The following is a 25,758-nucleotide window of genomic DNA, read 5'->3' as shown; positions in this document are numbered from 1 at the left end:
CCGGCATCGGCGGCAAATCACCTATCGAACGCGTTCACAACGTCCCCGGGAAGAACAGTTAGCCCGGCCGGCGGCTCGGCAGCAACGCCGCAACGAGCCGACCCGCAGCGGCAGCGCCGCAATGAGCAGACAAGCAGCAGCAGCTACGCGGTAACGAGCTTCTTCGCCGCGACGAGCTCCGCGATCTGCACCGCGTTCAGCGCGGCGCCCTTGCGGAGGTTGTCGTTGCTGATGAAGAGCGCGAGTCCGCGGTTTCCGGGAACGCCCTCGTCCTGGCGGATGCGTCCGACATACGACGGGTCCTTGCCGGCGGCGTGCAGGGGGGTCGGCACATCGAGGAGCTCGACGCCCGGGGCATCCTTCAGCAGTTCCTTGGCGCGCTCGACGGTCAGGGCCGAACCGAACTCGGCGTTGATCGCCAGCGAGTGCCCCGTGAACACCGGAACGCGCACGCAGATGCCCGAGACGAGCAGCTCCGGCAGTTCGAGGATCTTGCGGCTCTCGTTGCGCAGCTTCTTCTCTTCATCCGTCTCGAAGAGGCCGTCGTCGACGAAGTTGCCGGCCTGCGGCACGACGTCGAACGCGATGGTCTTCGGGAAGGCCGACGCGGTCGGGAAGGTGACGGATGACCCGTCGTGCACGAGCTCGATGGCGTCCTGGGCAACCGCGGCCGCCGTCTGGGCGAGCAGCTCCTCGCCACCCTTGAGCCCGGCGCCGGACACGGCCTGGTACGTGCTGACGATGAGGCGCTCGAGACCCGCTTCCGCGTGCAGCACCTTGAGCACGGGCATGGCCGCCATGGTGGTGCAGTTCGGGTTGGCGATGATGCCCTTCACTGCCTGGTCGATGGCGTGCGGGTTGACCTCGCTGACGACGAGGGGAACCTCGGGGTCCATGCGGAAGCCCGACGAGTTGTCGATGACGAGAACTCCGGCGGCTGCGAATCGCGGCGCCTGTGCCTTCGAGATGGTGGCGCCGGCGGAGAAGATGGCGATGTCCAGTCCGGTGGCGTCGGCCGTCGAGGCATCCTCGACCACAATGTCTTCGCCGTTCCAGGGCAGCGTCGTGCCGGCGCTGCGGGCCGACGCGAAGTAACGAATCTCGGCCACCGGGAAGTTGCGCTCGGCCAGCAGCTGACGCACGACGGCGCCCACCTGACCTGTTGCGCCGACGACGCCGATACGTACACCCGTGCTGGAACTCATGTGATCTACCTAGTGCTCAAGGGACTACCGAAGCCACCAGTTTATGGTCTGACCTGTGCGCGCGCCGTACAGTGAAGGCGTGACTTTTCCGCCGGCCGATTCCCCGCGCGGTGACTCCACTCCCGCGGCGCCCTCCCCCACCCGCTTCGCCTCGCTCACGTACGTGCCTCCGGGCAACGTCGGCTGGGGCCTCCCGGATGCCGCCGGCGGCCTCGTCGTCTTCCTTTTCACCATCGGCATCGTGTCGGTCGCGGCCCAGTTCGTTCCGGATTCGGCTCGGGATGCCGCGGGCTTCGTGCTCAATCTGATCGGCTACGGCGTGCTCGCGGGAACGGCCATCCTGGCATCCCGGCGCCGCGGCATCGGCACGCTGGCGGCAGACTTCGGGCTCCGCTTCCGCTGGGTGGACCTGCTGCTCGGGCTGGGTATCGGCGTGGTGGCGAAGCTCCTGGTGATCGCCTACTCCGCCCTCGCGAAGGTGCTCGTCGGCTACGAGCCATCCGGCAGCAATCTCACGCTCAGCCCGGACACGCTATGGCTCGTCCTCAATGGCGTAATTTTTACGGCGATCGTCGCGCCCATCGTCGAGGAGCTGTACATGCGCGGGCTTTTGCTGCGCTCGATCCGTAATGCGATTCTGCGCGGATGGCTCGGACGGCGGCCGCAGCCCGCGGAGCGTCCCGTGCAGATCACTGCGGCGGTGCTTGCCGTCGCGCTCAGTGCTCTCGTCTTTATGTTGCTGCATCTGTGGCAGTCAACCGACCCGGCGCTGCTGATCGTTCTCGGACTGTCGACGCTCACCCTCGGCATCTTCAACGGCATCGCCGCGATCTGGACCGGACGCCTCGGGGCGGGGATCATCGCCCACATCCTGTTCAACGGCAGCTCGGTGCTGATCCTGCTCGCCTCCGGCCCCAGCTAGCCGCCCTCCCCGCCCGCAGAGGCGCGACGGCCCACCCCGCTTTGCCGTGCGGCGGGAGTTAAATCAGGTTTCGGCGGGAGAACCTAGCGATTGGCGGGAGTTATAACTCCCTCCGGCTGCCGTTTTCTCACTCCGGGTCACTGCCGGGTCGTCAGCAGCACAATCCAACTGACAGCGAGCACAACAGCAAGCAGAACCGAAGCCCCCGCGGCCACGTAGTACCCAGCCGGACTTGCAGCGGGACCACGGTTCCTGAGCAAGCGTGCTTGAGCGAGGGATGACGCAACCGAAGCGACTGCGGAAACGATGTAGATCGGCAGAAGCGGTCGGAAATCAAAAACGTCGGCCGCGGACTGGCGAAGCACAACAACAAGTCCGACGCTGACTGCACTTATGGCGATGACCCTGCTGATCCAGCTGATGCGCCGCAGTCGTGCCGAACGCACGTCGATGACAAACAGGTTCGCGTCCAGGCGCTGGTCAGCGTCCTCGAGCGAAGTGCGGGGATCGAGCCCTCTGTCCATGCCTGAACCCTAGTGGCTCCGGGTCGCCCTAGACCGTTACGTCGACAGCGTCACTATGTGCACGACTGCCCAGCAGGCCCATACGAAAGCCGCGAGGAAGTATGCGCCTGATGGATGCGTCGGACCGCGCCGGAATCCCTGCACCCCCTTCACCGTCGCGGTGACAGCGAAACTAACGCACGCCACCAGCATGATGGCGGCGGCCGCGTCGCGGGTGACGTTGCCGGAGATCCACAACACGCAGGCAATCGCCACCGCGCCGATCCCAACGCCGGTCATGTACTGCTCGATCAGCTGGACAACCCTGTCGAACCTGGCGGTCCGCGCCCTGTCGATCGATACGGCCTCATCGGCCGAGGTGCGCTCGAGCGCGACAACGGCCTGAGCTTCCGACACTGGATCCATGCCTGAACCCTACGACCGGCAAGTGAGGATGTCTAAGGTGTACGGCACCCACGATCGCCCATACGCGCCGCGTGTCACCACGAGCACCTCGTTAACGAGAGCTGGCGGGAGAAACGAGCAAATGGAGGGAGTTACAACTCCCGCCGCTTGCTACGTTCTCCCGCCAAAGCCTGCTTTTACTCCCGCCACACGGGAAGAGCTCTGCTAGCGGCCGGTACCGCCGTGCACTACGGCCTCGGTCTCGCCGTCCAGGCCGAAGGCGGTGTGCACAACGCGCACGGCCTCGGTCAGGGTGTCGGCACGAGTGACGACTGAGATGCGGATCTCACTGGTGGAGATCATCTCGATGTTGATGCCCGCCTCGTACAGCGACGTGAACAGCGTGGCCGAGACACCGGCGTTGGTGCGCATACCGGCGCCGACCAGCGAGAGCTTGCCGATCTGGTCGTCGTAGATGAGGTTCTCAAACCCGACGTCGGACTTGGAGGATTCGAGAGCTGCAAGAGCTCCGGCGCCATCCGTCTTGGGAAGCGTGAACGAGATGTCGGTGCGGTTCGTGGACGCGGCAGACACGTTTTGCACGATCATGTCGATGTTCGCGTTTGCCCCGGCGATGATGGTGAAGATCTGGGCGGCCTTGCCCGGGATGTCGGGAACACCGACGACCGTGATCTTTGCTTGGCTCAAGTCGGCTGCGACGCCTGCGATGAGTGGCTCTTCCACGTTGCTTTCTCCGTCTACTGAATTGACTACCAGGGTGCCCTCGTTGTTGTTGAACGAGGACCGAACATGAAGGGTGACGCCGTGCCGACGCGCATATTCCACGGCGCGAATGTAGAGCACCTTGGCTCCGGCGGCGGCGAGCTCGAGCATTTCCTCGCTCGTGATGACGGCGATCTTCTGCGCGGCCGGCACCTGGCGCGGGTCCGAGGTGAAGATGCCATCGACGTCCGTGTAGATCTCGCAGACATCGGCCTTGAGGGCCGCAGCGAGAGCGACCGCCGTGGTGTCCGATCCCCCGCGACCGAGCGTCGTGATGTCGCCGGATCCGCGGTTGAACCCCTGGAAACCGGCGACGATGGCCACGGCTCCCTCATCGAGGGCGGCACGAACACGGCCGGGCGTGACATCCATAATCCGCGCGCTGCCGTGCTGGCCGTCGGTAATGACGCCCGCCTGGCTGCCGGTGTAGCTGCGCGCCTCGACCCCGAGACCCTTGATCGCCATGGCCAGCAGCGCCATGGAGATGCGCTCCCCGGCTGTCAGCAGCATGTCGAGCTCGCGGCCGGACGGCAGCGGGACGACCTCGTTGGCGAGGTCCATCAGTTCATCGGTGGTGTCACCCATCGCGGAAACAACGACCACTACGTCGTTGCCTGCCTTACGCGTCTCGACGATGCGCTTGGCGACGCGCTTGATGCTCTCGGCATCAGCGACGGAGGATCCACCGTACTTCTGTACGATCAAGCTCACTCGGTACTCCTGGGCAGGTTCGGGCGGACAGCACGTTTGTCCGACTGTCGATCTTAGCGCCCGCCCGGCGCGTCACTCCTGTGCGGCAGAGCGCGGCGTAACAGTGCAGAACTGCGCAGAGTGGATGCCCCGGCGCGGGGTCATCCGCTCGCCTCATCCTCCCCAGACCGAGAAAATCTCATCCAGATGTAGCCACGGCGGCCCGACCTGTGGTCGGATCAGGGGATGAGGGACACCGCATGAAGCGCCACCTGCCCTGGATCATCCCGCTGCTGTGCGTTCCGCTGACCTTCGTGTTGGGGTTCGCGTGGCTCACCACGATCGAAAACACGCCCGGATACGAGTCCAACGCCGGGCTGCTGATCGCGTCGTTCCTCGTGTTGATCGCCTCGCTCGTGGTGCCGCTGGTCGCCGCGATCATCGCGATCGTGCAGGGGGTCCGGACGTATCGGCGAGCGCGCCCGAAGGAGTCGCAGTTCGGTGCCGCGGGTATGACGGCTGGCTCGCCCGGGAGTATTCGTGCTGGCTCGTCCGCGGGGTCGAGCGTCGTGCCGACGGGACGACAGTCCGGCGGAGCGCCCGGCGCGGCTCCCGGCGTCGCCGTTCCCGCCTGGGGGCCCGAGTCGGCATGGGCCGCCGCCCGTGATCTGCGCGCGCGGTTGGTCGCCCGCGAGACCCCAGGCGCGGTGACCGCGTGGGGCATCATCCCGCGCCCCGACGAAACCACCTTCTTCGATCTCGCCGCCGACTACGCGCGCTACTACGGGCAGGACGTCACCTACACGCAGCGCGGCGGATTCTTCTTCGGGCGCCCCTCCTTCGTGCTGGCCGGTATCGCCGCGACGGCGATTGGCAACGCCGCCCGTCGCAATGCCGCGACAAAGGCAGCGCAGACGACTTGGCGCGAGTGGCAGCCCACCCGAGTCGTCGTGACGGATCAGCGCCTGATCTGTCAGGTCGAGGGGCAGTGGCTGACCTTCGACTACGGAGCGATGAACGCCGTCTACCCCGAGGCCGAACGCTGGGCCGTCGTCTGCCAGTTCACGAACGGCGTCGCCCCGCTGATGCTGTCCGGTCTCAGCGCGCCCATGATCGGCGTGATGACCGTGCTCCTCACCCAGGGGCCAGACGCCGTGCGCGAGCATCCGAGCTTGCGCGTGCTCGACTGACGAAGCGCGGGCAGGCCGCGGAGAGTGGATGCCACGGCGCAGGGTCATCCACCGCTCCCCCGCATCGGAAGCGGCAACTCGCTAGCCTTGACCCACGGCATCAACCAGTGAGGAATCCCATGGCTCAGGTAGAAATCGCAACAGTTCCGTACACGGTCTCGGCGGACTATATCGCCACCGTCGGCGCGGACTTCAACACCGAGGCAGTGGATGACGCGGTGCTGGCGCAGCTCAACAAGCTCGTGCCCATGGGCGTGGTTGTGCACCGCAACGGCAAGGCGTTTGCCGACGAGGATGTTGTGGAGATCGCCCGGGCCATCGACTGGTCAGACCTGTTGAAGCAGATCGACGTGGACCAGATCCTCGCTGATAACCCCAAGTAGCCCCGGTACCCGGGTCACCACCTACTTGCGGGGCTAGGAAGTAGCTGACGCCGTAATTACCGTGTCGATCAGTCCCGGGAACCGGGCGTTGAGGTCGTCGCGGCGCAGGCGAACTGCCGACGTGCGACCACTCACGCGGGTCTCGGTGATGCCCGCCTCGCGCAGGGTCTTGAAGTGATACGAGAGCGTCGACTTGTGCACGTTGACGTCGTATTCCTCGACGGAGCACGGATGAAACTCATTGTCCGCCAGCCGCTGCACCACACTGAGCCGCGCAGGATCGGCGAGCGCGTGCAGCACATCAATCAGCTGGATGTCTCCGATGTCGGGGATCGGGAAGCCCCTCGGCTGCGGCTCCTGTTCAACGTTCGACATATGTAAAACCTTAGCCGGGTTGGCGCGGGCGGGGTTGTCTGGGATGGCGCCGGGTGGATAGCGGGATGCAGCGCCGCGAGGCATCCACCATCCGCAAGAATGGAGCGATGGCCACCGTGACCCTGCGACCCGCGACCGTGGATGACTTCGAGTGGATCGTGGAGCTGAAGTCCCGCGTGCTGTTCGACGACCTCAGCCGGCTCGGCCGGTGGAACCCCGAGCGCGTGCGCCAGCGTCTGGCCGCGGCGTTTCGGCCGGAGAACACCTCGATCATCCTCGCGGACGGCCGGCCCGTCGGCAGCGTTTCCGTGCGCCGCGAGCCCTCCGAGAAGTGGATCGAGGCCTTCTACATCGACGCGAATTACCAGGGCCGCGGCATCGGGTCGGAGGTGCTGCGCGGCATCCTCACCAGCCACGCCGATGCGCTGCCGTTCAGGCTCAACGTGCTGCAGGGAAGCGCGGCCCGCCGACTCTACGAGCGCTACGGCTTCGTATGGGAAGCGGATGACCCGATCGACGTGTTCCTCGTGCGCCACCCGGCGTAGCCCGGGCTCGCGCCACCTCGCCCAGACCTAGCTCGCGCTACCTCACGCGGCCATCGAGGCCTGCCGCGAACCCAGGGGCGAGGAGTTGCCCCGTTCCCGCCTGATTTGGGGCCGCTTGGCGCCCCTCGATGCGGTTTCACTCCTCCCGGGAGGTCGCATCCCCACGAAACCCGCAGCGCGGCGCAAAGTCGTGCCCCAGTTGCGGCAAATGCACGCTTCCCGGGCCGCTGGAGGTGCATTTGCCGCGACTCACGGGCCACACGCCACGGAAACGCTCCTCAGTTGCGGCAAACGCACGTTTCCGGGGCCCCTGGAGGTGCATTTGCCGCGACTCGCGGGAAGGTCGGCCGAAGCGCGGGGAGGGTCAGGCAATCCACGGGGAGGGTCGGCCGATCCACGGGGTGACCGCCGGCCAAAGGGCCGGGTGCGGCTACTCGATGCGACTGGCTCGCACGTGGACGTAGGCCGGGGTGTCCTCCGTGGCCGCCATGACAGTGGCCAGCGCCTCGCTCACCGCGCGCAGGGTCACCGGAACCGAGTGATCGGCCCGAATGCACACGTTCGCGTGCAGGTCGACGCGGCCGCTGCCCCGCTCGACGGCGACGTTGGCCGCGCCTGCGGAGGCTTCGGCTGCTCCGCCGACGCTGCTGACGACGACCTCGGCAACGGTCGCGGCGATCACGGTCACGACATTGGCGGCGGGATACGACTCGAACACCCCGGGCACGGCCTCGGCGGCGCGGGTGAGGAGGCGGGAGAGTTCCAGGTCGGTGGTCACTTGTCGTCCTCCGGGAGCGGACTCGGCGGGGTGGCCGGAGGGGCCGGCGTCGGCGGGGTGGCAGCAGTGGCCGAGCTCGACGAGGAGGGAGCCGGCACCGCGGGCACCGCATGCACGTCATCGACGGTGATGTTCACCGCGACGACAGCCAGCTCGGTGTGCAGCGCGAGCGCCGCAAAGATCCGGGCACGCATGAGCTCCGTCACCACGGGGAGGCTGCTGCCCCACGCCACGGACACCGTCACATTCACCGTGATCGGCTCCCCCGGCAGCGTCACGTCGCCGACCAGCTCGCAGCGTCCGACGAAGGCACCGCCCGTGGCATCCGCCGCCGCCCGAATCAGACCACGAACGGAGCCTTCCGTGACGCTCAGGCTGTGCCGCGGATCGGGATCGCTGATCGGGATGTCGCGTCCCGCACGCGCCTCGCGGGTGATGTTGTTGAGCACGTTGCCGATCCACGAATCATCCCGGGCGTCTTGCTCGGCTTCGGCGGCGAGCATTGCCTGGGTGGCGGCGCGCAGGCGGGTGAGTCCGTCGAGGGCGATCAGGCAGCCCGGGGATTGCTCGATCAGCGTGTTGCGGGGGTTGCGGCCGGCGTCGAGGTAGTCGCTGAGTTCCTCGATGGTGTGGCCGTCGAGGTCGTCGCGCGGGGCAGAGGCGGGCGCACCCGCGGCGGGCACACCGACTCCAGGAACACTGGCACCGGGCACGGGAAGATCGCTCATCGCCATGCCTCCATTTCGTGCAGCAGTGTTTGCCGGGCCCGCGCGAGCGCTCCCCGCACGGTAGCGAGTGGGAGTGAAAGATGCTCGGCGATCTCAGCGTACGACTCCCCGCCGATTTCCTTGAGCACCCAACACTCACGCTGCATCTGCGGTAGGGCGTTCACCGCCGCCGACAGCGCGTCGAACTGCATCCGCACCTCCACGATGTGGGCGGGCGACTGGGTGGCGGGAGCCGGGGCATCCCACTCGTCAATATCGACGTGCGGCTTGCGCGCCCGGATGCGGTCGATCGTCTTGTTGGTGAGGATCCGCATGAGCCACGACCGCACGACACTGCCGTCGGCAACCTCGGGCAGCCGCTTCCACGCGAGGATGAACGTCTCCTGCACCACGTCGCCCGACTCCTGCGTCGACCCCAGCAGCTTCGCGGCATAGGCGCGCATCACCGGGCCGTGGCGGCGCACGAGCACCTCAAACGCAGCGACATCCCCATCGGCGGCGCGTGCGGTGAGCGTCGCATCGGGAGCGTCCGCGAGCGCGCTACGGGACGCGGATGACCCGCCCGTCGCCACCCCCGTGGCCTGCCCGATGCCCGGCTTCGAAATGTTCACAAAAAAGTTTTCCGTTATCGCGTGACGTTTTGGGAACTCAATACGTCTTACCCATGACCCTTCCACGATCAACCTGAAATAAGGAGCACCACATGGCAGCCGCAAACTCCACTACAATCGCCACCCCGACGCCCAGCGTCATCACCAGCACGACCGAGACCGGCACCACGGTCATTGCCGACAGCGTCATCGCCAAGGTCGCCGGCATCGCCGCCCGCGACGTGCCCGGCGTCTTCGCCCTCGGTGGAGGAGCGGCCCGCGCGATCGGCGCCATCCGTGACGCGATCAACTCCACGGACCTCGCCCAGGGCATCAGCGTCGAGGTCGGCGAGACCCAGGTCGCCGTCGACATCACCATCGTCGCGCTCTACCCGACGCCGCTGCAGACCGTTGCCGACAACGTGCGCGCCGCCGTCTACACCGCCATCGAGGATCTCGTCGGCATGCAGGTGACCGAGGTTAACATCAGCATCACCGACGTGCACATTCCTTCAGTGGATGACACGACCGACGCCACCTCCGAGGTCAAGGAAGCACGAGTCCTATGAACACGAACCACACCATCGCCGGCATCTTCATCGGCGCGGTCCTGGCACTGACCTGGATTGCCTTCGGCTTCTGGGCGTTCATTCTCGTCGCCCTCGCCATGGCGATCGGTGGACTCGTTGCCCGCGTGATCGACGGAAAGCTCGATCTCAAGACCGTGGCCGACGCCTTCCGGGGCAAGCGCTCTTCGTCATGACCGACGCAGTATTCACCGGCACGAGTATCACCGAATCCGGCGGCGGCCAGTCCGCGGTCGCCGGGGTCGGCGCAGGTCAGCTCGGCCGCACCAGCATCTCGTCGCGCGCGATGCGCCGCGTTCTCTCGGCGATCACCGCGGACGAGATGGGTGTCGCCGCCGGCGATGTCTCCATCGACCTCGCGGATGACAACGGGCTGCTGGCCGTCACCGCGTCGTCGCCGATCAGTGTGCCCGCCCTCGGGTCCGCGCGGCAGCGACGCATGGAAACCGACGGCACCGGGGCATCCGCTTCATCGCTCATCGCGCCCGGCGGCTTTGTCGCCCCGCGCAGCATTGCCGACCGGGCCACCGCCACGCAGGGCATCATCCGCAGCCGCGCGCTCGCCCTCACCGGCAGCACCGTCGGAACCGTCGTCGTGCGACTGACCGGCGCCCGCATTGACACGGAAGCGAGACCACGATGACGACGCACAGTCAATACGCCCGGATCATCCGCCGCGAAACGCACTCCCCGCGCGCGGGCCTCGCCATCGTGCTGGCTATCGTGCTCGTGCTCGCCTGTGCCTATGCCGTGGTCGAGATCATCCTCGCGCTCGTCGCGCAGCCAGCCCTGCTCGTCTCGCCGCGCACCGCGCTGGCCGCGGTGCTCGACCTGCCGACGGCGGTCACGTCCCCCGCGCTCATCACGATCGGGGTGATCGTTGCTGTCATCGGCATCCTGCTGATCGTGCACGCGATCCTGCCCGGACGTCGCGGCAACCACGTGGGCGCGGTCGAGCGCACCGCAATGGTCGTGGACGACCGTGTCGTGGCATCCACCATCGCCCGTCGCGCCAGCCGCGCCGGCAAGGTCGATCCCGACCAGGTCGTCGTTACCATCGGGCACCGCACCGCCGAGGTGCGGGTGCGCCCCACGTCCGGCTGGTTCGTTGACACCGCGGCGATCGACGCCGCGGTGCGTGACGAGATCGCGGGCCTCAATCTCACTCCGGCGCTCTCCCACAAGGTCGTCGTCGAAAAGACCGGGACGGTGGGCGCATGAACAACACCAATCGCGCACTGAACAGGCTCGGCATCGCCCTGCTCGGAGTGGTTCTGCTCGTTCTCGGAGCGGGCGTCGCCGTCGCCGCGGCCGTTCCCTCCCTCTTCAGTGGGTGGGCGGATGCCTCGGGCACGACGCGTCGCTGGATCGGCGAGCAGCTCGCCGCCACCCGCATCTCGGGAACCCCGCACAGCTGGATTCTCGTCGGCGTTGGCGTGCTCGCCCTCGTCGTGCTCGTGCTGCTCGTGGCGTTCGCCCTGCGCCAGGGCAAGGGACGCTCCCGCGAGCTCGTGCGGGAGGACAGCTCCGACGGTGGTACCGCCCGCGGCACCGCGGTGGTGCAGTCCGCCGTCGCAGAACAGATCATTGGTGCTGCGCTGGCGGATGACCCGAGGATCGTCGCCTCGTCCGTGTCGACCTACCGCGTGCAGGGCGTCAACGTGCTGAAGGTATCGGTGAGCGCCCGGCGGGGTGCGTCGCCGCGGGACATCCGCTCGACAATCGATGCCGTCGTTGCCCACTGGGACGCGCTCCTCGGCCGCGAGCTTCCGGTGCTCATCACCATCAATTCGGGGTGGGCCACACGTTTCGCCAAGGAGACGCGCACCGCATCTGTAGATGCATCGGGCGTCAGCGCAACCCCCGTTTCACCCGCTGCAGCAGTCGTATCGTCGACTCCAACAGCACCGTAACCCCGGCCACGGGCGTCCGCCCCGGCCTCAACCGAAAGGAGCTCATCATGAGCGCAGGAGACAAGATCAAGAACGCCGCAGAAGACCTCACCGGCAAGGCGAAGGAAGCTGCGGGCAAGGTAACCAACAACGAGGAGCTGCAGGCCGAGGGCCAGGCAGACCAGACCAAGGCCAGCGCCAAGAAGGTCGGCGAAGACGTCAAGGATGTCTTCAAGTAACCACCCGATTCACGCTCCACGACAGCGCGCGGTGACCCTCGGGTCGCCGCGCGCTGTCGTTAACTGCCACAGTTCCTCGGCTCGCGGCTCACGGCTTTGGGCTCACGCGCGCCCGTCTCACGCGCCCCGTTTCACCCGAGACTCGCAGCAAAGTATCTGTATGTGAAGCTAAACTGGGTGCGCACGCGTGGGTGTCGAGAGCGTTTTTCCTCTCCCCCTGCCGTGCCGGCGAGCGGCCCTCGTTGCGCACAGACGCGCACGCGCCGCCCGCGCTAATTCAAGGAGAAGTAATGAAGTCCTGGCGATTCCTCGGCACAGACAAGCCCCTCGAAATTCAGGAGCTCCCCGAGCCCACGGCCGGCCCCGGCCAGGTCGTTGTTGACGTGAAGGCCGCGGGCGTCTGCCACTCAGACGTCAGTGCGCTCACCGACCCGGGATGGATGCCTCTGTTCCCGCGTATCCCGATGACCCTGGGTCACGAGAACGCCGGCGTCATCTCGCAGGTCGGCGAGGGCATGGAGGACCAGTGGAAGGTCGGCGACCGCGTCGGTCTCTCCCCCGTGATGACCAGCGGCGACGCGGCGGGCGACGCCATTGGCTACGGCCAGTGGGACGGCGGCTTCGGCCCCAAGATCCTCGCGACCAACGACAACCTCGTTGCCCTGCCCGACGAGGTCTCGTTCGAGCTCGGCGCCATGGCGACCGACGCGGGACTCACCTCGTACCACGCCATGATGGCGGTCGGTGGAGCGAAGGCCGGCATGAAGATCGGCGTCATTGGACTCGGTGGCCTCGGCTACATCGGCGCTCGCGCCGCGGTTCTCATCGGTGCAGAGGTCTACGGGGCCGAGGTGAACCCCGCTGCCCGCGCACTCGCTGACGAGATCGGACTGACCGGCGTTGCCGACTCGATCGACGCGTTCAAGGACCTCGAGCTCGACCTCATCGTCGACTACGCCGGCTTCGGCACCACCACCGCAGCCGCGATCGAGACGCTCGGCGAGTTCGGCACGCTCGTGCAGGTCGGTATGGGACGCCTCGAGTCGACCATCAACACCTACCCGCTGATCATCAAGCAGCTCACGGTAAAGGGCTCCAAGTCCGGCACGAAGGATGACCTCGAGGCCCTCTACGGCCTCATGAAGTCGGGCCAGCTGAACCCGCCGATGAACCTCATCACGTTCGAGGAAATCCCCGAGGCGCTCGAGCGCCTGCACAAGGGTGGCGTCGTCGGACGCCTCGTCGCGCAGTACTAACCCCGGCAGCCCGTTTTCGCCGGCCGCGAAAACGGGCTGCACTCCCCTCGCGACGCTGCCACGATCGCTTGTATGAACCTCCTCATTCTCGGCGGCACCGCCTGGCTCGGCCGGGCCATCGCCTCGGCCGCCCTCGACGCCGGCCACTCTGTTACCTGTGTCGCCCGGGGCGAGAACGTTCCCGAGGGCGTCACCCTGATCCGCGCCGACCGGGACACGGACGATGCCCTCGCCGCCGTCACCTCACAGCACTGGGACGCCATCATCGACGTCGCCCGGCAACCCGGCCAGGTTCGCCGAGCGGTCAGCGATCTCGAGCCCGTTGCCGACAGGTACGTGTTTGTGTCGAGCGGCAGCGCCTACGCCGATCAAGGCACGATAGGACAGGACGAGGATGCCCCGCGGTTGCCGCCGCTCGACGCGGACGCCATAGACACCCCCGACGACTACGGCAGTGCGAAAGTCGCGTGCGAGGATGCCGTGATTGCCGCCTTCGGCGCTGACAGATCACTGATCGCTCGCGCCGGGCTCATCGGAGGCCCCGGCGACCACACGGGTCGAACCGGTTACTGGCCGTGGCGATTCAGCCACCCCGCCGCGGACGACGGCACGGTTCTCGTGCCGGAACTCCCCGAGCTCCCCGCCGCTCTGATCGACGTGCGCGACCTCGCAGCCTGGCTGGTCGCGTGCGCGGTCGACGGCACCACGGGAGTCGTCAACGCCGGGGGCATCCCGATACCGCTTCCCGATTTTCTCGAGATCGCCCGCGAGGTGGCCGGCCATCACGGATCGCTGGCGCCCGTGTCATCCGGTTGGCTGCTCGATCACGGCGTCAATGAGTGGTCGGGTCCGCGCTCGCTTCCGCTGTGGCTCGCCGACCGCGACTGGTGGGGCCTGAATTCCCGGTCCAACGATCGCGCCCTCGCCGCGGGCCTACGACTTCGGCCTCTGCGGGAAACGCTTGCGGACACGCTCGAATGGGAGCTGGCGCAGGCGCACCCGGGACCGCACGGCGCGGGCCTGACCGACGCCGAGGAACGCGAGTTGCTCACCGCCCTCGCCGCGGACGGGTCGAGACCACAGCGATAGGGTGAAGGCGACCACAGGAGGCACCGGATGCTCATACGCCATCGCGATCGCGAACCGTCTGTCGAGCCATCCGCCTATGTCGCCCCTTCTGCCGTCATCGTCGGGGACGTCCGAATCGCAGCGGGGGCCCGCATTCTTCACGGCGCTGTGCTGTCGGCGGAGGACGGGCTTGTCACCATCGGCGAGAACAGCGTGGTGATGGAAAATGCGTTGATCAGGGGGCGAGCGGAGCACCCCGCCCGCATCGGCGCCTCCGTCATGGTCGGCCCGCATGCGCACATCAACGGCAGCATCGTCGAGGACGAGGCGTTCATTGCCACGGGGGCGTCGCTGTTCCCGGGCAGCCGCGTCGGTGCGGGCGCCGAGGTTCGCATCAATGGAGTGGTGCAGGTGAACACGGTCCTTGCCCCGGGAGCCGTGGTGCCCATCGGGTGGGTCGCCGTGGGAGATCCCGCATCGATTCTCCCGCCCGATCGTCATGACGATATCTGGGCCATCCAGCGCGAACTCGACTTCGCCGGCACGGTGTACGGGGTCGGGCGCGGCGTTCCGATGACGGAGCTAATGCGCCGGCAGTCCGAGCATTACGGGGCGCACGCCGCGGACGAGATCATCGACCCCTAGCCGATCGCGCGGAGCAATCACGCATCCAGTCGAAGCGCGCGCAACCAGATCGTCGTGATTGCGGGCGTCGCTTCGGCGACGGGGGTACCCGCGACCGAGGCGTCATAGAACGCGCGCTCGGTCATGCCGACGAGCATGGGAACAAGGTCGCCCTGGCCGTCGGCCGCATCAGCCGGTTCATCGTCGCTGGCGACAATGGCCCGCACGCTGCGGGTGATGTCATCCCGCGCGCCATTCCACAGTTGGGCGATGACCGGCACGGACGGTGAGAGATCGACGGCGGCTCGCATCACGGCGCCGTGCCGCTGCCACAGGTCTTCCGTCAGGTCGATGGCGCTCAGCAACGCCTCGCGCGGCGAGCCAGGGATCACGGTCCCGCGCGTGGCGACGGCACCGCTCAACTCGACGACAATGCGCTGCACCAGCGCGGCGAGCACGTCGTTCTTGGAACGGAAGTAGAAGTACAACGCTCCCCGCGTGAGTCCGGCTGCGGTGGCAATCGTCTCGACGGTCATGGCGTCCGGTCCGACAGCGATGAGCTGTTTTTCCGCCTCGTCCAGGATCACCTTTTCCCGCAGCTCTCCCTTGGTGGGCGCCATCACCCGGCGCCCCTGCTCGTCATAGGCGTAGGGGGACATGGGTCAACCATACCGCTGTCAGCTTTATTTGACGCAGTGTTGACTTAAAGTTGACGCTGCGTAGAGTTAACGTCTCTTACCCGTCGACCGCTTCCGAAAGTGACATTCATGACATCGACTACTGCAGCACCCGCCCGCCCGCACACGGATCGACTCCCGCTGATGGCACTCATCGGCCTCTTTGTATCCGGATTCATCGGCATCCTGGCCGAGGCGCTTCCCGCAGGTCTTTTGCCCGAGATGAGCAGGTCCCTCCACGAGAGCGTCTCGATCACGGGCCAGACCGTGACCGTGTACGCGATCGGGACGGCCATCGCTGTCATTCCGCTCGCAATAGCCACCACGACCTGGCGCCGCCGCGACCTCCTGATCGTGGCTCTCGTTGCCCAGATCGTGACGAGCCTGCTGACCGCGGCCTCCAGTGATCTGGCGTTCACGCTCATCGTGCGGTTCGTCGCCGGGCTGTCGTCCGGCGTGATCTGGTCGCTCCTCGGCGCGTATGCGGCCCGTATCGCGCCCGAAGGAAAACAGGGGCGCGCCATCGCAATCGCCCTCGGCGGCATCCCCGTCTCTCTCGCCCTCGGCATTCCCGCCGGAGTTCTCATCGGCCAGGTCGCGACCTGGCAACTCGCGTTCGTGGCGTCGGCGGCGCTAACGGCGGTCACGATCGGATGGGTCCTGCTCTTCCTGCCCAATCTCGCGGGGATCCCGCGCGGCAGCCGTCACAGTGTTCGGCACGTGCTCGCGCTGAAAGGCGTTCCCACGATCCTCGCGGTTGTCGCGTGCTTCATCGTCGCCCACAACATCGTGTACACCTACGTCGCCACGTACCTCAGCGACATCGGCCTCGTCGCGCAGACCGGGTGGATCCTCTTCGCGTTCGGCGCCCTGGCGGTGCTCAGCATTTTCGTCGTCGGGACCGTGATCGACGGGCACCTTCGCACGATCATCGTCACGTCCACCATCGTCTTCGCTCTCGCGATGCTCGCCCTGGTAGTTCTGTCCGGGTCGACCGCCGTCGTCTACATCGCCGCGGCAGCGTGGGGTCTGGCATTCGGAAGCTCGGCAACGCTGTTCACCACGGCCATCGTGAATGTCTCGGGAGACGCCGGCGACGTGGCGCAATCGGTGATGATCTCCGTGTTCAGCGGGTCAATCGCCCTCGGAGGTGTGATCGGCGGCGTCTTACTGAGCACGTTCGGATCGGCCTCCCTGGTCGAGGTCGGCTTCGTCCTCGTTGCCGCGTCGGCAGTCGTGGCAGTCCTCGCGCGGGGCCACGCGTTCCCGCGTGACTAAGAGAGCCGCATCCGGCGGAGATGCCGTCGGAACCTCCAACCAAGCGGGGCTTCGCCATCGGCCTCTGCCGGGTGCTTCGCGTAGTACGCGGCTTGGGCGGCTTCCCGCTCGACGTACGCGGCCGATTCGACAGCGCGGTGGGCCGTGCGAGCGGCGTCGTACGCCATCTTTCCGGAGAGCTCGCGCAGGCGGGCGAGGCTGAGCACGGTGACCGGCGCCTGCGGAGGAATGACGGGGCCGCCCACGGCGGAGTCATCCATCAGCTCCCTGATCGCAACACTTGGTGGCTTACCCTCGCCATAGGCGCGCTTCATTCTCGCGTCACCCGGTGGATTGTGGATCGTCGATATCCCGTCGGACACGCGTGCGGCCGGCTCGTAGTAATTCGGGACGAACCAGGAGGCTCCGAGCTCGTCGTTCCACCACAGCCAGCCGATCACCACGCCGTTGGGCCCGAACGCGACGTAGGACACCGGAGCATCGTCCGGGACGCTCTTGGCGTATTTGGGACCTGCCAGTTCGAACATCATGCTGTCGTTGAGTGGCCCGTGGTACGCGCCCGATGACCCCACCCGGTGCAGCAGGTGGCGATACGGCAGCCGAATGGGAGAGGCAGCGGGGTCGATGGCACCGGCTTCCCGCTTGAACTTGGGAGCCGGATCGACACCGCGAGCGCGAATGTCTGCGACGGCGGCCGAGGGCGTCATACCCTTGGCGACCCTGGTGGCCATCGAGTCCGCCCAGCGGCTCGCACCGAACCGCTCGGTGGGATTTCCGTCCACGCGCACGGCCTCGCAGTGGCCGGCGAGATCGGCATCGTTCCACCACACCCACCCGACCACGTCGCCGTCGAGCTTCACCGGGAGCGCCCGGACCGGCAGGTACGTCCTGTCGCGCAGGGCGGGTTGCGCGGGCTCGAGCAGGTAGGGATAGAACGGGATGCCACGGTGCGACTCGGTAACGGAACTCCTGCTCACTCGATCCCCCGACACTATCGAACGCACGAATTGAGCGAGCCTCGCATGTCGAAAGAGAAGTGAGGTCTGCTCGCTCTAGGATTTCGCCGTGGACTCTCAACTTCTCCCTCCGCGCGGGCTGATTCGCGGCGTCGCCATCGGCCTCCTGCTCAAGGCGGTGTTCTCTGCCTGGTGGGCGAGCGGCCCCGCGGCGGCATGAGGATGTCGCTCCCCCGCGCAACCGCCCGTCGGCGAGTGCCGATCATTCTGGCGCTCCTCGCTGTGTGCATTCCCCTCACGGCGTGCGAAGCGCTATCTCCCACTGGCCCGCTAGACCTGAGCGACACGGGCGGGACGTGGTGCGGGGATTATCCGCTGTATGTCACGTCGTCCATGGGTGTGAATATTCCGTCCGACCTGAGCTCGGACATCACCATCACCGATGTGTGGCTGAACGACGCGAGCAACATGACGCTGGACGGCGCGTGGCTCATGCAACACCGCGATGGCGGCTTGCTGGCCGGGTTCGGACGCTTCCCCTTGTCGGAGGACACGTTCCCGGATTGGGCCGACGCCGTACCGGCGATCGGGGCGGTGGTTCACCCCGGCGATCGTGCCGACCTCGTGCTCAAACTCCTCAGCGGACCCGACATGCCAGCCCGAATGTCAGGGGTCCACATCGTGTACACGGCCGGAGGCTGGGAGCACGTCACCGATTCCCACTCCGGCGCTGGCGTCGGAGAATGCTAACCGCCGAACCAGCGCAGTAGAGCGTCACTGAGACCCTCGGACGACCCCTGCCCCACCCACGCGACATAGCCATCGGGGCGGATCAGCACGGCCGACGGTGCGTCCACCTCTCCGAGGATCGGCAGACGCCACTCGCCGGCGTAGCGCGCCTCGACCACGCGCACCCGGTCGGACCATGCGGCAACGTCGACACTTGCCGGCTCACCCAGATTCAGCAACACCGGCCGGGCCTCGTGCAGCAGCGCAAACACGCGCGTCGGTCCGGCGTCGGTGTCGAGATTGAGGTCCGGCATGCGGCGGCCCAGAAGTGGATGCCCCGGGCCGAGGTCATACGCGATGTCGAGGCCGTGGATCAGCGCGGCCATGTGCGACCGCGGTTCATCCATTCCCATCATGTCGGCGATGGATTCGCCGAGCGCGGCGGTGCGCGGATCCTGCCGCTGGAGCGCCGTCTGGGCCATCGAATGCTGCAACGCCCGGGCGGCAACCGGATGACGCTCGGCCTGGTAGGTGTCGAGCAGGGACTCGGGCGAGGTACCAGCGACGACCTGGGCGAGCTTCCAGCCCAGGTTGACGGCGTCCTGGATGCCGAGCCCGATGCCCTGCCCGCCGGCCGGGTAGTGGATGTGGGCGGCGTCACCCACGAGCAGCACCCGTCCCGTGCGGTAGGTCGCCGCCTGCCGGGTCGCGTCGGTAAACCGCGAGATGGAAGACGGTGAGTGAACACCGAAGTCGGTGCCGTACGCCGCGATCAGTGACGCACTGAGGTCGGACAGGGTCGGGTCATCCGCCCCTCCCAGCTCGCGCTGCGTCGTGATCACGCGGTAGGTGCGGCCGTCCTCCAGCAGGCTGAAGCCGTGCACGCCGGCCTCGTCGTGCAGCATGCCCGCCGGCGGCTGCCCGGATACCTCCACCTCGGCGATCAGATTGCTGCGCGTCGCGTCCCAGCCAGGAAAATCGATGCCAGCATGCTTGCGGATGCCACTGCGGCCGCCATCGGCACCGACGAGGAACTTCGCCCTGAGGTTCCCGCCATCGGCCAGCTCGACGTCGACGCCCGTGGCATCCTGAACAAATCCGACCACCTCGCGGCCGTGATGGACGGGCACGCCGAGTTCGCCGATCCATCCCTCGAGGATGGGCTGCATCTGCTTTTGCCAGAGGGCGAGGCCGTACGGATGCCTCGTGGGAAAGTCACTGATGTCGAGAACGCTGGTGCCGAACCGGGCGGTCTGGGCCGTCGTTCCCGCGGCCAGGAAACGGTCTGCGATCCCCCGCTGGTCGAGCACCTCGATGGTGCGGGAGTGGAAGCCGCCCGCCCGGGATTCCGGCAGGTCGCCGGCCGGGCGTCGCTCGATGATCTCCACCTCGACACCCGCCAGGGCCAGCTCGCCCGCCAGCATCATGCCGGCGGGGCCGCTCCCCACCACGATTACCTCAGCCATGAACCCCCTCCTCGCCGTGCCCTCGACGGGCACAGCCCAGCAGCCTAGGGGCACCCCCGGGTCTTGCGGCAAGACGGGTGCCGGGAGTTATTCTGAAAGTGGGGTCAGCCTAATCTGCGAGGGCCCGGCGCTGGGCGGCAATTACCGCAGCCATCGCCGGCTTTGCATCTCGCGCGAACCGGGGAAAGTTCAGGAACCCGTGCGGCATCGCCGGGTAGTCGATCAGCTCGACGGGAACACCCGCGGCCGTCAACGCCTCGGCGTACCGCACGCCATCGTCGTGCAGAGGATCGTGCGCCGCCACCTCGATGAGCGCCGGAGGTAGGCCTGCGAGCGACTCCGCCAGCAAAGGCGAGACCCGCCAGTCGTCCTTCGGGCCCGCATACAGCTCATCGAACTTCGCCATATCGGCCGCGCTGAGAATGAAGGCATCGGCATTCACCCGCCGCGACTCCGAGTCGTACGCCCCGGTCACCGGGTACAGCAGCGCCTGGTGCCGAATCGCCGGTCCCCCGCGGTCGCGGGACAGCAGCGCAACTACGGCAGCAAGGTTGCCACCCGCGCTCTCCCCCATGACACCCAGCCGCGAGGCATCCACCCCCAACTCCTCCGCATGGGCGGCAGCCCACACAAGACCCGCGTAGCTATCGTCGACGCCGGCGGGAAATGGATGCCTCGGGGCGAGGCGATACCCGACCGAGACGACGACCGCGTCCAGCCCCTTCGCGACGGTGCCGCACATCCAGTCACCGCCGCGCAGGTCGCCGAACACGAACCCGCCACCGTGGAAATACACGATCAGCGGGCGTGGACCGGCGGCGGGCGCGGGCGTGTAGATGCGGATCGGGATCCCGTCGACCGTGCGGTCGCTGATCGTGAGCCCGGCCGGAGCCTTGCCCATCAGAATCGACGCGAACACCTCGGGCGCGCTCGCGCCGCTGTTGCGGGCGATCTCCTCCGGCGTCGCGCGCGACACCGATGAGCCCGGAAGGCGCCGCATGATCTTGCCGATGCGCCGCATTCCCGGGGCGAGGGGTTCCGTGGCGCGCACGTCGGTCATCTGGCTCTCCCTAAATCGCGGTCGGGAACGGGTTGCGTTCGCCGAAGCTGCGCTGGTGCCAATACGGATAAATGGGGGTCGTCGCGCTGGCGGCATCCAGCCGCGCGACCTGTTCGGCGGTGAGATCCCAGCCGACGGCCCCGAGATTCTCCACGAACTGCTGCTCGTTGCGCGCACCGAAAATCACCGAGGCGACGGTGGGCCGCTGCAGCACCCAGTTCAGCGCCACCTGGGCGAGCGACTTACCGGTCTCTTCCGCAAGCTCGTCGAGCACATCGACCGTGCGGAAGAGAGTCTCCTGGTCTCCCGACTGCTCGGTCTCGGAGCCGGCGACCAGCCGGCTGCCCGACGGCGCCTCCTGACCCCGGCGCACCTTGCCGGTCAGCCGCCCCTGCGCGAGCGGGCTCCAGACGACCGTGCCCACGCCCTGGTCGATCCCCAGCGGCATCAGCTCCCACTCGAACTCCCGTGCGGCGAGTGAGTAGTGCGCCTGGTGCGCGATGTGACGGGTCCAGCCGTAGCGGTCGGACGTCGCCAGCGACTTCATCAACTGCCAGCCAGAAAAGTTGGATGCCCCGATGTAGCGCACCTTGCCGCTGCGAACGAACTCGTCCAACGTTGACAGCACCTCCTCCTGCGGCGTCATCGCATCGAACCCGTGTAGGTAGAACACGTCAACGTAGTCGGTGTCGAGCCGGCGAAGGCTGCCCTCCAGCGCGCGGATGAGGTGGAAGCGGGATGACCCGACGTCGTTGACGTCCGTCGCGGCGCCGCTGCGGAACGTCGCCTTCGTGCCGATGAGTGCCTGGTCGCGGCGCCCCTTGAGGGCACCACCCAGCACCTCTTCGGCGCGGCCGTTCGAGTAGATGTCGGCGGAATCGAAGAAGTTCACACCCGCCTCGAGCGAGATGTCGACCAGGTGGCGCGCCTCCTCAACCTGCGTGTTTCCCCACGATCCCTCGTGCTCGCCGCCCGAGAACGGTGCCGTGCCAAACGAGAGAACCGGAACCTTCAGTCCCGAGTTGCCCAGCTGCCGATACTCCATGGTGAGTGCTCCTTGTGTAGGGGGGTGATGTAGACGTGAATCAGGTGCGGAGATAGTCGAAGATCATCGCGTGGAGAAGGGCGATTCCCTCCTCCACGTTGACGGCCTCCGGGTGCGCGAGCCACTGCGCCTCGAGACCCTCGGTGGCGCCCAGCACCAGGGCAGCGAGCACCCGGGGATCGGCCCGGGGCGCGAGCTCGCCCCGCTCGAACGAGAGCACGAAGGCGTCGGTGAACGCCGAGCGGAGTCCGTCATACCGTCGCACCAGCCAGTCGTGCGCGGGGTGTTCCACTCCGACGGCCTCGGCGCTGAGCGCGTGGGCGAGCGCGACAAGTTCGCGCTGCGCCAGGATCTGGCTGATCGTGGACCGCGCGGTGTCGAGGAACGCCGCGGCCGAGTCATCCACCCGGTCCGGCATGTTGCCGAGCTGTTGATCGCGCTCATCGAGAAGCGCGAGCAGGAGCGCCTGCTTCGACGGGAAGTGGTGGAGCACGCCCTGGCGGGTCAGCCCGGCGCCCACCGCGATGGCATCGATGGATGACCCGCGGTAGCCGCGTCGGGTGAACTCCGCGTGGGCGTGCAGAAGGATCCGGGCGCGAGTTTCTTCGCGCTCGCGCTCGGATGCCCTCGTGCGCGCCATGGTGTTACCAGGCGTAGGCCTCGGGAGCCTGGCCGCCGGGACCCGGGAAGATCTTGTCGAGGGCCGCAAGGTCGTCGGCGCTGAGGGAGATGTCCAGGGCGGACACCGCCGACTCGAGCTGCTCGACGGTACGCGGCCCGATGATGGGGCCGGTGACGCCGGGCTGGTGCAGGAGCCAGGCGAGACCGAGCGCCGCGGGTGTCCATCCGCGCTCCTTGGCGAAGCTGTCGTAGGCGTCGATCTGGTCCTTGAGCTCGGCGCGGCGACCCTTGACCGCGTCTGACGCGGAGCGAGCCTTGGCATCGGATGACCCGCCGCTGAGCAGCCCGCCGGCGAGAGGCGACCACGCAATGACGCCGAGACCGTAGTTCTGCGCGGCAGGGATCACCTCGAGCTCGATCGAGCGCTGCACCAGGTTGTACAGCGACTGCTCGCTGACCAGGCCGAGGAAGTGACGCTGGCTGGCGATCTCGTTGGCCTGCGCGATGTTCCAGGCCGCGAAGTTGGAGCTACCCGTGTAAATGACTTCGCCGCGGGCGACGAGAACCTCCATGGCCTGCCACATCTCCTGCCACGAAATGTGACGGTCGATGTGGTGGAACTGGTACAGGTCGATGCGGTCCGTCTGCAGACGCTTCAGCGAGCCGACGGCCTCACGGCGAATCTGCCAGGCGGACGCGCCCCGGGCGTTGACGACGTCGCCATCGGACGTCGGGTCGACCATCGGCGAGTGCACCTTGGTGGCGAGAACGATGTTGTCGCGGGCTCCGGGGCGGGCGGCAAACCATCGGCCGATGATCTCTTCGGTCACGCCGCGGCCGCCGGATCCGCCGTAGGCGTTGGCCGTATCGAAGAAGTTGACGCCGAGCTCGAGGGCACGGTCCATGATCGCGAAGGAGTCTTCCTCCGACGTTCGATCTCCGAAGTTCATCGTGCCGAGCACGATGCGCGACACCGAAGTGCCCGTGCGACCGAGTTGTGTGTAATCCATGGATGAATCCTCTTCGTCGTCGAAAATGGGGAAAGCCCAACAACAAAAAGTCTTTCACACCCGCCTACGGATTAGTAGGTGGGTTGACACACGCGCTCGGGCGGCTAGCTGTTCGCGATGCGGTCGAGCAGCACCATGCCCGCATCGAGCGTGGCGCGCTCTTCCGGTGTGAAACCGTCAATCACGTCGCGGATCCACTGCAGCTTGACGCTGCGCGAGTCCGTGAGAATCCGCCGGCCCTCGTCCGTCACCCGCAGAATCGTGCGGCGACCGTCCGTCGGGTCGGGCTCACCGAGCACAATGCCTGCCTTGTCAAGAGATGCCACGGCCGTGCTCATCGTCTGCGCGCGAACACCCTCGGCCCGGGCCAGTTCCGCGCTGCTCATCCCGTCGGGCGCATCCATCAGCCGGGCGACGATGGACTCTTGCGCCAGGGTCAGCCCGGTGATGCCCTGCGCCTGCGTGCGAATGCGGCGGATGAGCATGCCCGCGCCCATAAGAACGCGATCGGCGCTATCGGCGGTGAACTTTTCGACGGGGGCCATGCAGTCAGTGTATTCGCGCTGGTCAGCCGTACTGATCAGGAGATCTGATCAGTTGTACTGATCAGCACTACTGATCAGTTATGCTGACTAAATTCACGACGAAAGGAACGAAGCCATGAAGACGGTTCGACTGGGAAAATCAGGGCTCGAGATCAGCGCTGCGGTGTTGGGAATGATGAGCTACGGCGACCCGATCCGGGGTGGCTCCTCGTGGGCCCTGGATATCAACGCAGCCCGACCGATCGTGCGCGCCGCGTTCGACGCCGGGATCACCACGTTCGACACGTCGAACAACTACTCCGCCGGCACCAGCGAGCAGATCACCGGCGAGCTCGTCAAGGAGCTCGGGCCGCGCGAAAACATGCAGATTTTCACCAAGGTGTTCGCCCCGGTGCGCGAGTCCCGCAACGCCTTCGGGCTGTCCCGCGTCGCCATCCTCCGCGAGATCGACGCGTCACTGTCGCGCCTCGGCACCGACTACGTCGACCTCTACCAGATCCACCGATTCGACCCGGTAACACCCATCGAGGAGACGATGGAGGCGCTGCACGACGTGGTCAAGTCCGGCAAGGCCCGCTACATCGGAGCCTCGAGCATGTGGGCCTGGCAGTTCGCGCAGCTGCAGCACGCCGCCGCGACCAACGGCTTCACGAAGTTCATCGCGATGCAGGACCAGTACAACCTCCTGCAGCGCGAGGAAGAGCGGGAGATGCATCCGTTCGCCGAAGCAACCGGCGTTGGCGTCATCCCCTGGGCACCACTGGCCAGCGGTTACGTGACGCGTCCATGGGGAGCGGATGGCTCGGGCCGGGCCGCCCTCGATCAGTTCGGTATGAGCCTCCAGCGGGATTCCAACCGCGAGATCGTCGATGCAGTGGAGGCCATCGCGTCCGAACGGGGAGTGCCCATGGCGCAGGTCGCCCTCGCCTGGGTCGCGGGACGTTCCGCGGTGTCAGCCCCGATCGTCGGCGCGACCAAGCCGCACCACATCGATGACGTGGTCGCCGGGCTCGAACTCGAGCTGACGGCCGACGAGGTGCAGCGGCTGGAGAGCCCGTACAGCCCGAGGCATCCGTCCGGCTTCTAGTCCCACCTCCACCCGGGTCCCTGTGTGAGTCAGGTGCCCCATGCACCCGTGTGGCAGGTCGTCGCACTCGACGGCCTGCTGCCGGGCGCTGCTCGAGTTGTTCATGTCGACCCCCTCGTCGATGGGTGCGGCTGGTGCCGATCCCTACCCGTTATTCGGACCGAAGACACCGAGCAGATTGGTGGGTGGGAGCCATGTCGGGGTCGCTTGCGCCCATTCGCAACCGTGTGGCCCGTTGGCGGGCGAGTTCGGCGTGCCCCACGCGCAGAACGGGCGAGTTCGGCGTGCCCCGCCGCGCCACCCGGGAGAAAGCACTGTTCGGCGGGCGACTTCGGCGCATGCGGGCGAGTTCGGCGCCACGTCCGCGTCGTGTGGCAAGGCGCCGTCGTCAGAACGGGCGAGTCCGGCCATCCCGGGCGAGCGCGTACGCCCCAGATGGCCGCATTCGCCCGTTTTCTTGCGATTACCCCTCCGCTCAGGACGTGCGGCGCCAAAACGGGCGATTGCGCTGAAAACGGGCC

At 67.1% G+C, this 25,758-nt stretch carries 32 protein-coding genes; 16 read left to right on the top strand and 16 right to left on the bottom strand.

Annotated features, from left to right (window positions below):
• Nucleotides 1–143 precede the first annotated feature (143 nt).
• Entirely contained in the window at nt 144–1,205 is a 1,062-nt protein-coding gene (locus tag HB677_RS17245; RefSeq protein WP_213816971.1) for an aspartate-semialdehyde dehydrogenase, read from the bottom strand.
• A 79-nt stretch (nt 1,206–1,284) separates the two neighbouring features.
• Between HB677_RS17245 and HB677_RS18920 the strand changes: the two genes are divergently transcribed.
• Nucleotides 1,285–2,127 (top strand): CPBP family intramembrane glutamic endopeptidase, encoded by an 843-nt coding sequence (locus HB677_RS18920; RefSeq protein WP_213816970.1) that lies wholly within the window; start codon nt 1,285–1,287, stop codon nt 2,125–2,127.
• Nucleotides 2,128–2,264: 137 nt separating this feature from the next.
• On the opposite strand, the gene HB677_RS17235 is transcribed toward HB677_RS18920, so the two are convergent.
• The 3 genes from HB677_RS17235 to HB677_RS17225 all read right to left on the bottom strand — a co-directional run bounded on the left by HB677_RS17235 (nt 2,265) and on the right by HB677_RS17225 (nt 4,529).
• Nucleotides 2,265–2,651, bottom strand: coding sequence for a hypothetical protein (locus HB677_RS17235; RefSeq protein WP_213816969.1), 387 nt, complete (start codon nt 2,649–2,651; stop codon nt 2,265–2,267).
• Nucleotides 2,652–2,687: 36 nt separating this feature from the next.
• Nucleotides 2,688–3,056 (bottom strand): hypothetical protein, encoded by a 369-nt coding sequence (locus HB677_RS17230; protein WP_213816968.1) that lies wholly within the window; start codon nt 3,054–3,056, stop codon nt 2,688–2,690.
• A gap of 204 nt (nt 3,057–3,260) precedes the next feature.
• The gene (locus tag HB677_RS17225) at nt 3,261–4,529 is read right to left on the bottom strand and encodes an aspartate kinase (RefSeq protein WP_213816967.1); all 1,269 of its coding nucleotides are present in this window, start codon (nt 4,527–4,529) and stop codon (nt 3,261–3,263) included.
• Between the two features lie 239 nt (nt 4,530–4,768).
• On the opposite strand from HB677_RS17225, the gene HB677_RS17220 reads away from it, so the two are divergent.
• A complete protein-coding gene (locus HB677_RS17220; RefSeq protein ID WP_213816966.1) occupies nt 4,769–5,698 on the top strand; it encodes a hypothetical protein in 930 nt (309 codons plus the stop codon).
• Nucleotides 5,699–5,817: 119 nt separating this feature from the next.
• A complete protein-coding gene (locus HB677_RS17215) occupies nt 5,818–6,081 on the top strand; it encodes a hypothetical protein (RefSeq protein WP_213816965.1) in 264 nt (87 codons plus the stop codon).
• Nucleotides 6,082–6,114: 33 nt separating this feature from the next.
• Here HB677_RS17215 and HB677_RS17210 read toward each other — a convergent pair whose 3' ends face one another.
• The gene (locus HB677_RS17210; RefSeq protein WP_213816964.1) at nt 6,115–6,456 is read right to left on the bottom strand and encodes a helix-turn-helix transcriptional regulator; all 342 of its coding nucleotides are present in this window, start codon (nt 6,454–6,456) and stop codon (nt 6,115–6,117) included.
• A gap of 65 nt (nt 6,457–6,521) precedes the next feature.
• On the opposite strand from HB677_RS17210, the gene HB677_RS17205 reads away from it, so the two are divergent.
• Entirely contained in the window at nt 6,522–7,001 is a 480-nt protein-coding gene (locus tag HB677_RS17205; protein ID WP_255546708.1) for a GNAT family N-acetyltransferase, read from the top strand.
• A 430-nt stretch (nt 7,002–7,431) separates the two neighbouring features.
• On the opposite strand, the gene HB677_RS17200 is transcribed toward HB677_RS17205, so the two are convergent.
• Genes HB677_RS17200 through HB677_RS17190 form a run of 3 tightly spaced genes read right to left on the bottom strand, consistent with a single transcriptional unit; the run spans nt 7,432 to nt 9,118 of the window.
• A complete protein-coding gene (locus HB677_RS17200) occupies nt 7,432–7,779 on the bottom strand; it encodes a hypothetical protein (RefSeq protein ID WP_213816963.1) in 348 nt (115 codons plus the stop codon).
• Nucleotides 7,776–8,507 (bottom strand): Asp23/Gls24 family envelope stress response protein, encoded by a 732-nt coding sequence (locus HB677_RS17195; protein WP_213816962.1) that lies wholly within the window; start codon nt 8,505–8,507, stop codon nt 7,776–7,778. The genes HB677_RS17200 and HB677_RS17195 overlap by 4 nt, the downstream gene beginning before the upstream one ends.
• The gene (locus tag HB677_RS17190; protein ID WP_307852634.1) at nt 8,504–9,118 is read right to left on the bottom strand and encodes an RNA polymerase sigma factor; all 615 of its coding nucleotides are present in this window, start codon (nt 9,116–9,118) and stop codon (nt 8,504–8,506) included. Before HB677_RS17190 ends, HB677_RS17195 begins: the two co-directional genes overlap by 4 nt.
• A 92-nt stretch (nt 9,119–9,210) precedes the next feature.
• On the opposite strand from HB677_RS17190, the gene HB677_RS17185 reads away from it, so the two are divergent.
• The 9 genes from HB677_RS17185 (at nt 9,211) to HB677_RS17145 (ending at nt 14,784) form a co-directional block, all read left to right on the top strand.
• Complete coding sequence (locus tag HB677_RS17185) at nt 9,211–9,666, top strand: Asp23/Gls24 family envelope stress response protein (RefSeq protein WP_213816961.1); 456 nt, start codon at nt 9,211–9,213, stop codon at nt 9,664–9,666.
• A complete protein-coding gene (locus tag HB677_RS17180) occupies nt 9,663–9,860 on the top strand; it encodes a DUF2273 domain-containing protein (RefSeq protein WP_213816960.1) in 198 nt (65 codons plus the stop codon). The genes HB677_RS17185 and HB677_RS17180 overlap by 4 nt, the downstream gene beginning before the upstream one ends.
• The gene (locus tag HB677_RS17175) at nt 9,857–10,327 is read left to right on the top strand and encodes a hypothetical protein (RefSeq protein ID WP_218624782.1); all 471 of its coding nucleotides are present in this window, start codon (nt 9,857–9,859) and stop codon (nt 10,325–10,327) included. The genes HB677_RS17180 and HB677_RS17175 overlap by 4 nt, the downstream gene beginning before the upstream one ends.
• Entirely contained in the window at nt 10,324–10,905 is a 582-nt protein-coding gene (locus HB677_RS17170) for a DUF6286 domain-containing protein (RefSeq protein WP_213816959.1), read from the top strand. Before HB677_RS17175 ends, HB677_RS17170 begins: the two co-directional genes overlap by 4 nt.
• Entirely contained in the window at nt 10,902–11,597 is a 696-nt protein-coding gene (locus tag HB677_RS17165) for a hypothetical protein (protein ID WP_213816958.1), read from the top strand. Before HB677_RS17170 ends, HB677_RS17165 begins: the two co-directional genes overlap by 4 nt.
• A 47-nt stretch (nt 11,598–11,644) precedes the next feature.
• Nucleotides 11,645–11,815 carry a CsbD family protein gene (locus HB677_RS17160; RefSeq protein ID WP_213816957.1) on the top strand — a complete coding sequence of 57 codons (171 nt, stop codon included), beginning with the start codon at nt 11,645–11,647 and terminating at the stop codon, nt 11,813–11,815.
• A gap of 290 nt (nt 11,816–12,105) precedes the next feature.
• Nucleotides 12,106–13,071 carry a zinc-binding dehydrogenase gene (locus tag HB677_RS17155; RefSeq protein ID WP_213816956.1) on the top strand — a complete coding sequence of 322 codons (966 nt, stop codon included), beginning with the start codon at nt 12,106–12,108 and terminating at the stop codon, nt 13,069–13,071.
• A gap of 72 nt (nt 13,072–13,143) precedes the next feature.
• Nucleotides 13,144–14,160, top strand: a complete 1,017-nt coding sequence (locus HB677_RS17150; protein ID WP_213816955.1) for an NAD-dependent epimerase/dehydratase family protein — start codon at nt 13,144–13,146, stop codon at nt 14,158–14,160.
• Nucleotides 14,161–14,187: 27 nt separating this feature from the next.
• Nucleotides 14,188–14,784 (top strand): gamma carbonic anhydrase family protein, encoded by a 597-nt coding sequence (locus HB677_RS17145; protein WP_213816954.1) that lies wholly within the window; start codon nt 14,188–14,190, stop codon nt 14,782–14,784.
• A gap of 17 nt (nt 14,785–14,801) precedes the next feature.
• On the opposite strand, the gene HB677_RS17140 is transcribed toward HB677_RS17145, so the two are convergent.
• On the bottom strand, nt 14,802–15,422 hold the full coding sequence (locus tag HB677_RS17140; protein ID WP_213816953.1) for a TetR/AcrR family transcriptional regulator: 621 nt from the start codon (nt 15,420–15,422) through the stop codon (nt 14,802–14,804).
• A 108-nt stretch (nt 15,423–15,530) separates the two neighbouring features.
• Here HB677_RS17140 and HB677_RS17135 point away from each other — a divergent pair, with 108 nt between their 5' ends.
• Nucleotides 15,531–16,718: an MFS transporter gene (locus tag HB677_RS17135; protein ID WP_213816952.1), complete on the top strand. Its 1,188-nt coding sequence runs from the start codon at nt 15,531–15,533 to the stop codon at nt 16,716–16,718.
• Here the strand turns inward: HB677_RS17135 and HB677_RS17130 are convergent.
• On the bottom strand, nt 16,715–17,695 hold the full coding sequence (locus HB677_RS17130; RefSeq protein ID WP_213816951.1) for a hypothetical protein: 981 nt from the start codon (nt 17,693–17,695) through the stop codon (nt 16,715–16,717). The two genes, HB677_RS17135 and HB677_RS17130, sit on opposite strands and share 4 nt — an antisense overlap.
• Before the next feature lie 234 nt (nt 17,696–17,929).
• Between HB677_RS17130 and HB677_RS17125 the strand changes: the two genes are divergently transcribed.
• Nucleotides 17,930–18,424: a hypothetical protein gene (locus HB677_RS17125; RefSeq protein WP_213816950.1), complete on the top strand. Its 495-nt coding sequence runs from the start codon at nt 17,930–17,932 to the stop codon at nt 18,422–18,424.
• Here the strand turns inward: HB677_RS17125 and HB677_RS17120 are convergent.
• The 6 genes from HB677_RS17120 to HB677_RS17095 all read right to left on the bottom strand — a co-directional run bounded on the left by HB677_RS17120 (nt 18,421) and on the right by HB677_RS17095 (nt 24,150).
• Nucleotides 18,421–19,869 carry an FAD-dependent monooxygenase gene (locus tag HB677_RS17120; protein WP_213816949.1) on the bottom strand — a complete coding sequence of 483 codons (1,449 nt, stop codon included), beginning with the start codon at nt 19,867–19,869 and terminating at the stop codon, nt 18,421–18,423. The two genes, HB677_RS17125 and HB677_RS17120, sit on opposite strands and share 4 nt — an antisense overlap.
• A 109-nt stretch (nt 19,870–19,978) precedes the next feature.
• Nucleotides 19,979–20,929: an alpha/beta hydrolase gene (locus HB677_RS17115; protein WP_213816948.1), complete on the bottom strand. Its 951-nt coding sequence runs from the start codon at nt 20,927–20,929 to the stop codon at nt 19,979–19,981.
• A gap of 10 nt (nt 20,930–20,939) precedes the next feature.
• Nucleotides 20,940–21,974 (bottom strand): aldo/keto reductase, encoded by a 1,035-nt coding sequence (locus HB677_RS17110; protein WP_213816947.1) that lies wholly within the window; start codon nt 21,972–21,974, stop codon nt 20,940–20,942.
• Between the two features lie 40 nt (nt 21,975–22,014).
• Nucleotides 22,015–22,614 carry a TetR/AcrR family transcriptional regulator gene (locus HB677_RS17105; RefSeq protein ID WP_213816946.1) on the bottom strand — a complete coding sequence of 200 codons (600 nt, stop codon included), beginning with the start codon at nt 22,612–22,614 and terminating at the stop codon, nt 22,015–22,017.
• A gap of 4 nt (nt 22,615–22,618) precedes the next feature.
• Nucleotides 22,619–23,605, bottom strand: a complete 987-nt coding sequence (locus tag HB677_RS17100) for an aldo/keto reductase (RefSeq protein ID WP_213816945.1) — start codon at nt 23,603–23,605, stop codon at nt 22,619–22,621.
• Nucleotides 23,606–23,709: 104 nt separating this feature from the next.
• On the bottom strand, nt 23,710–24,150 hold the full coding sequence (locus HB677_RS17095) for a MarR family winged helix-turn-helix transcriptional regulator (RefSeq protein WP_213816944.1): 441 nt from the start codon (nt 24,148–24,150) through the stop codon (nt 23,710–23,712).
• 115 nt (nt 24,151–24,265) lie between these two features.
• On the opposite strand from HB677_RS17095, the gene HB677_RS17090 reads away from it, so the two are divergent.
• Nucleotides 24,266–25,237 carry an aldo/keto reductase gene (locus tag HB677_RS17090; protein WP_213816943.1) on the top strand — a complete coding sequence of 324 codons (972 nt, stop codon included), beginning with the start codon at nt 24,266–24,268 and terminating at the stop codon, nt 25,235–25,237.
• The last annotated feature ends 521 nt before the right edge of the window (nt 25,238–25,758 follow it).

The organism is Glaciihabitans sp. dw_435 (genome assembly GCF_018449675.1).
Taxonomy (GTDB): domain Bacteria; phylum Actinomycetota; class Actinomycetes; order Actinomycetales; family Microbacteriaceae; genus Glaciihabitans.
Note: the sequence above shows the minus strand (reverse complement) of the source record. Positions and strands in the feature narration are given on the sequence as shown.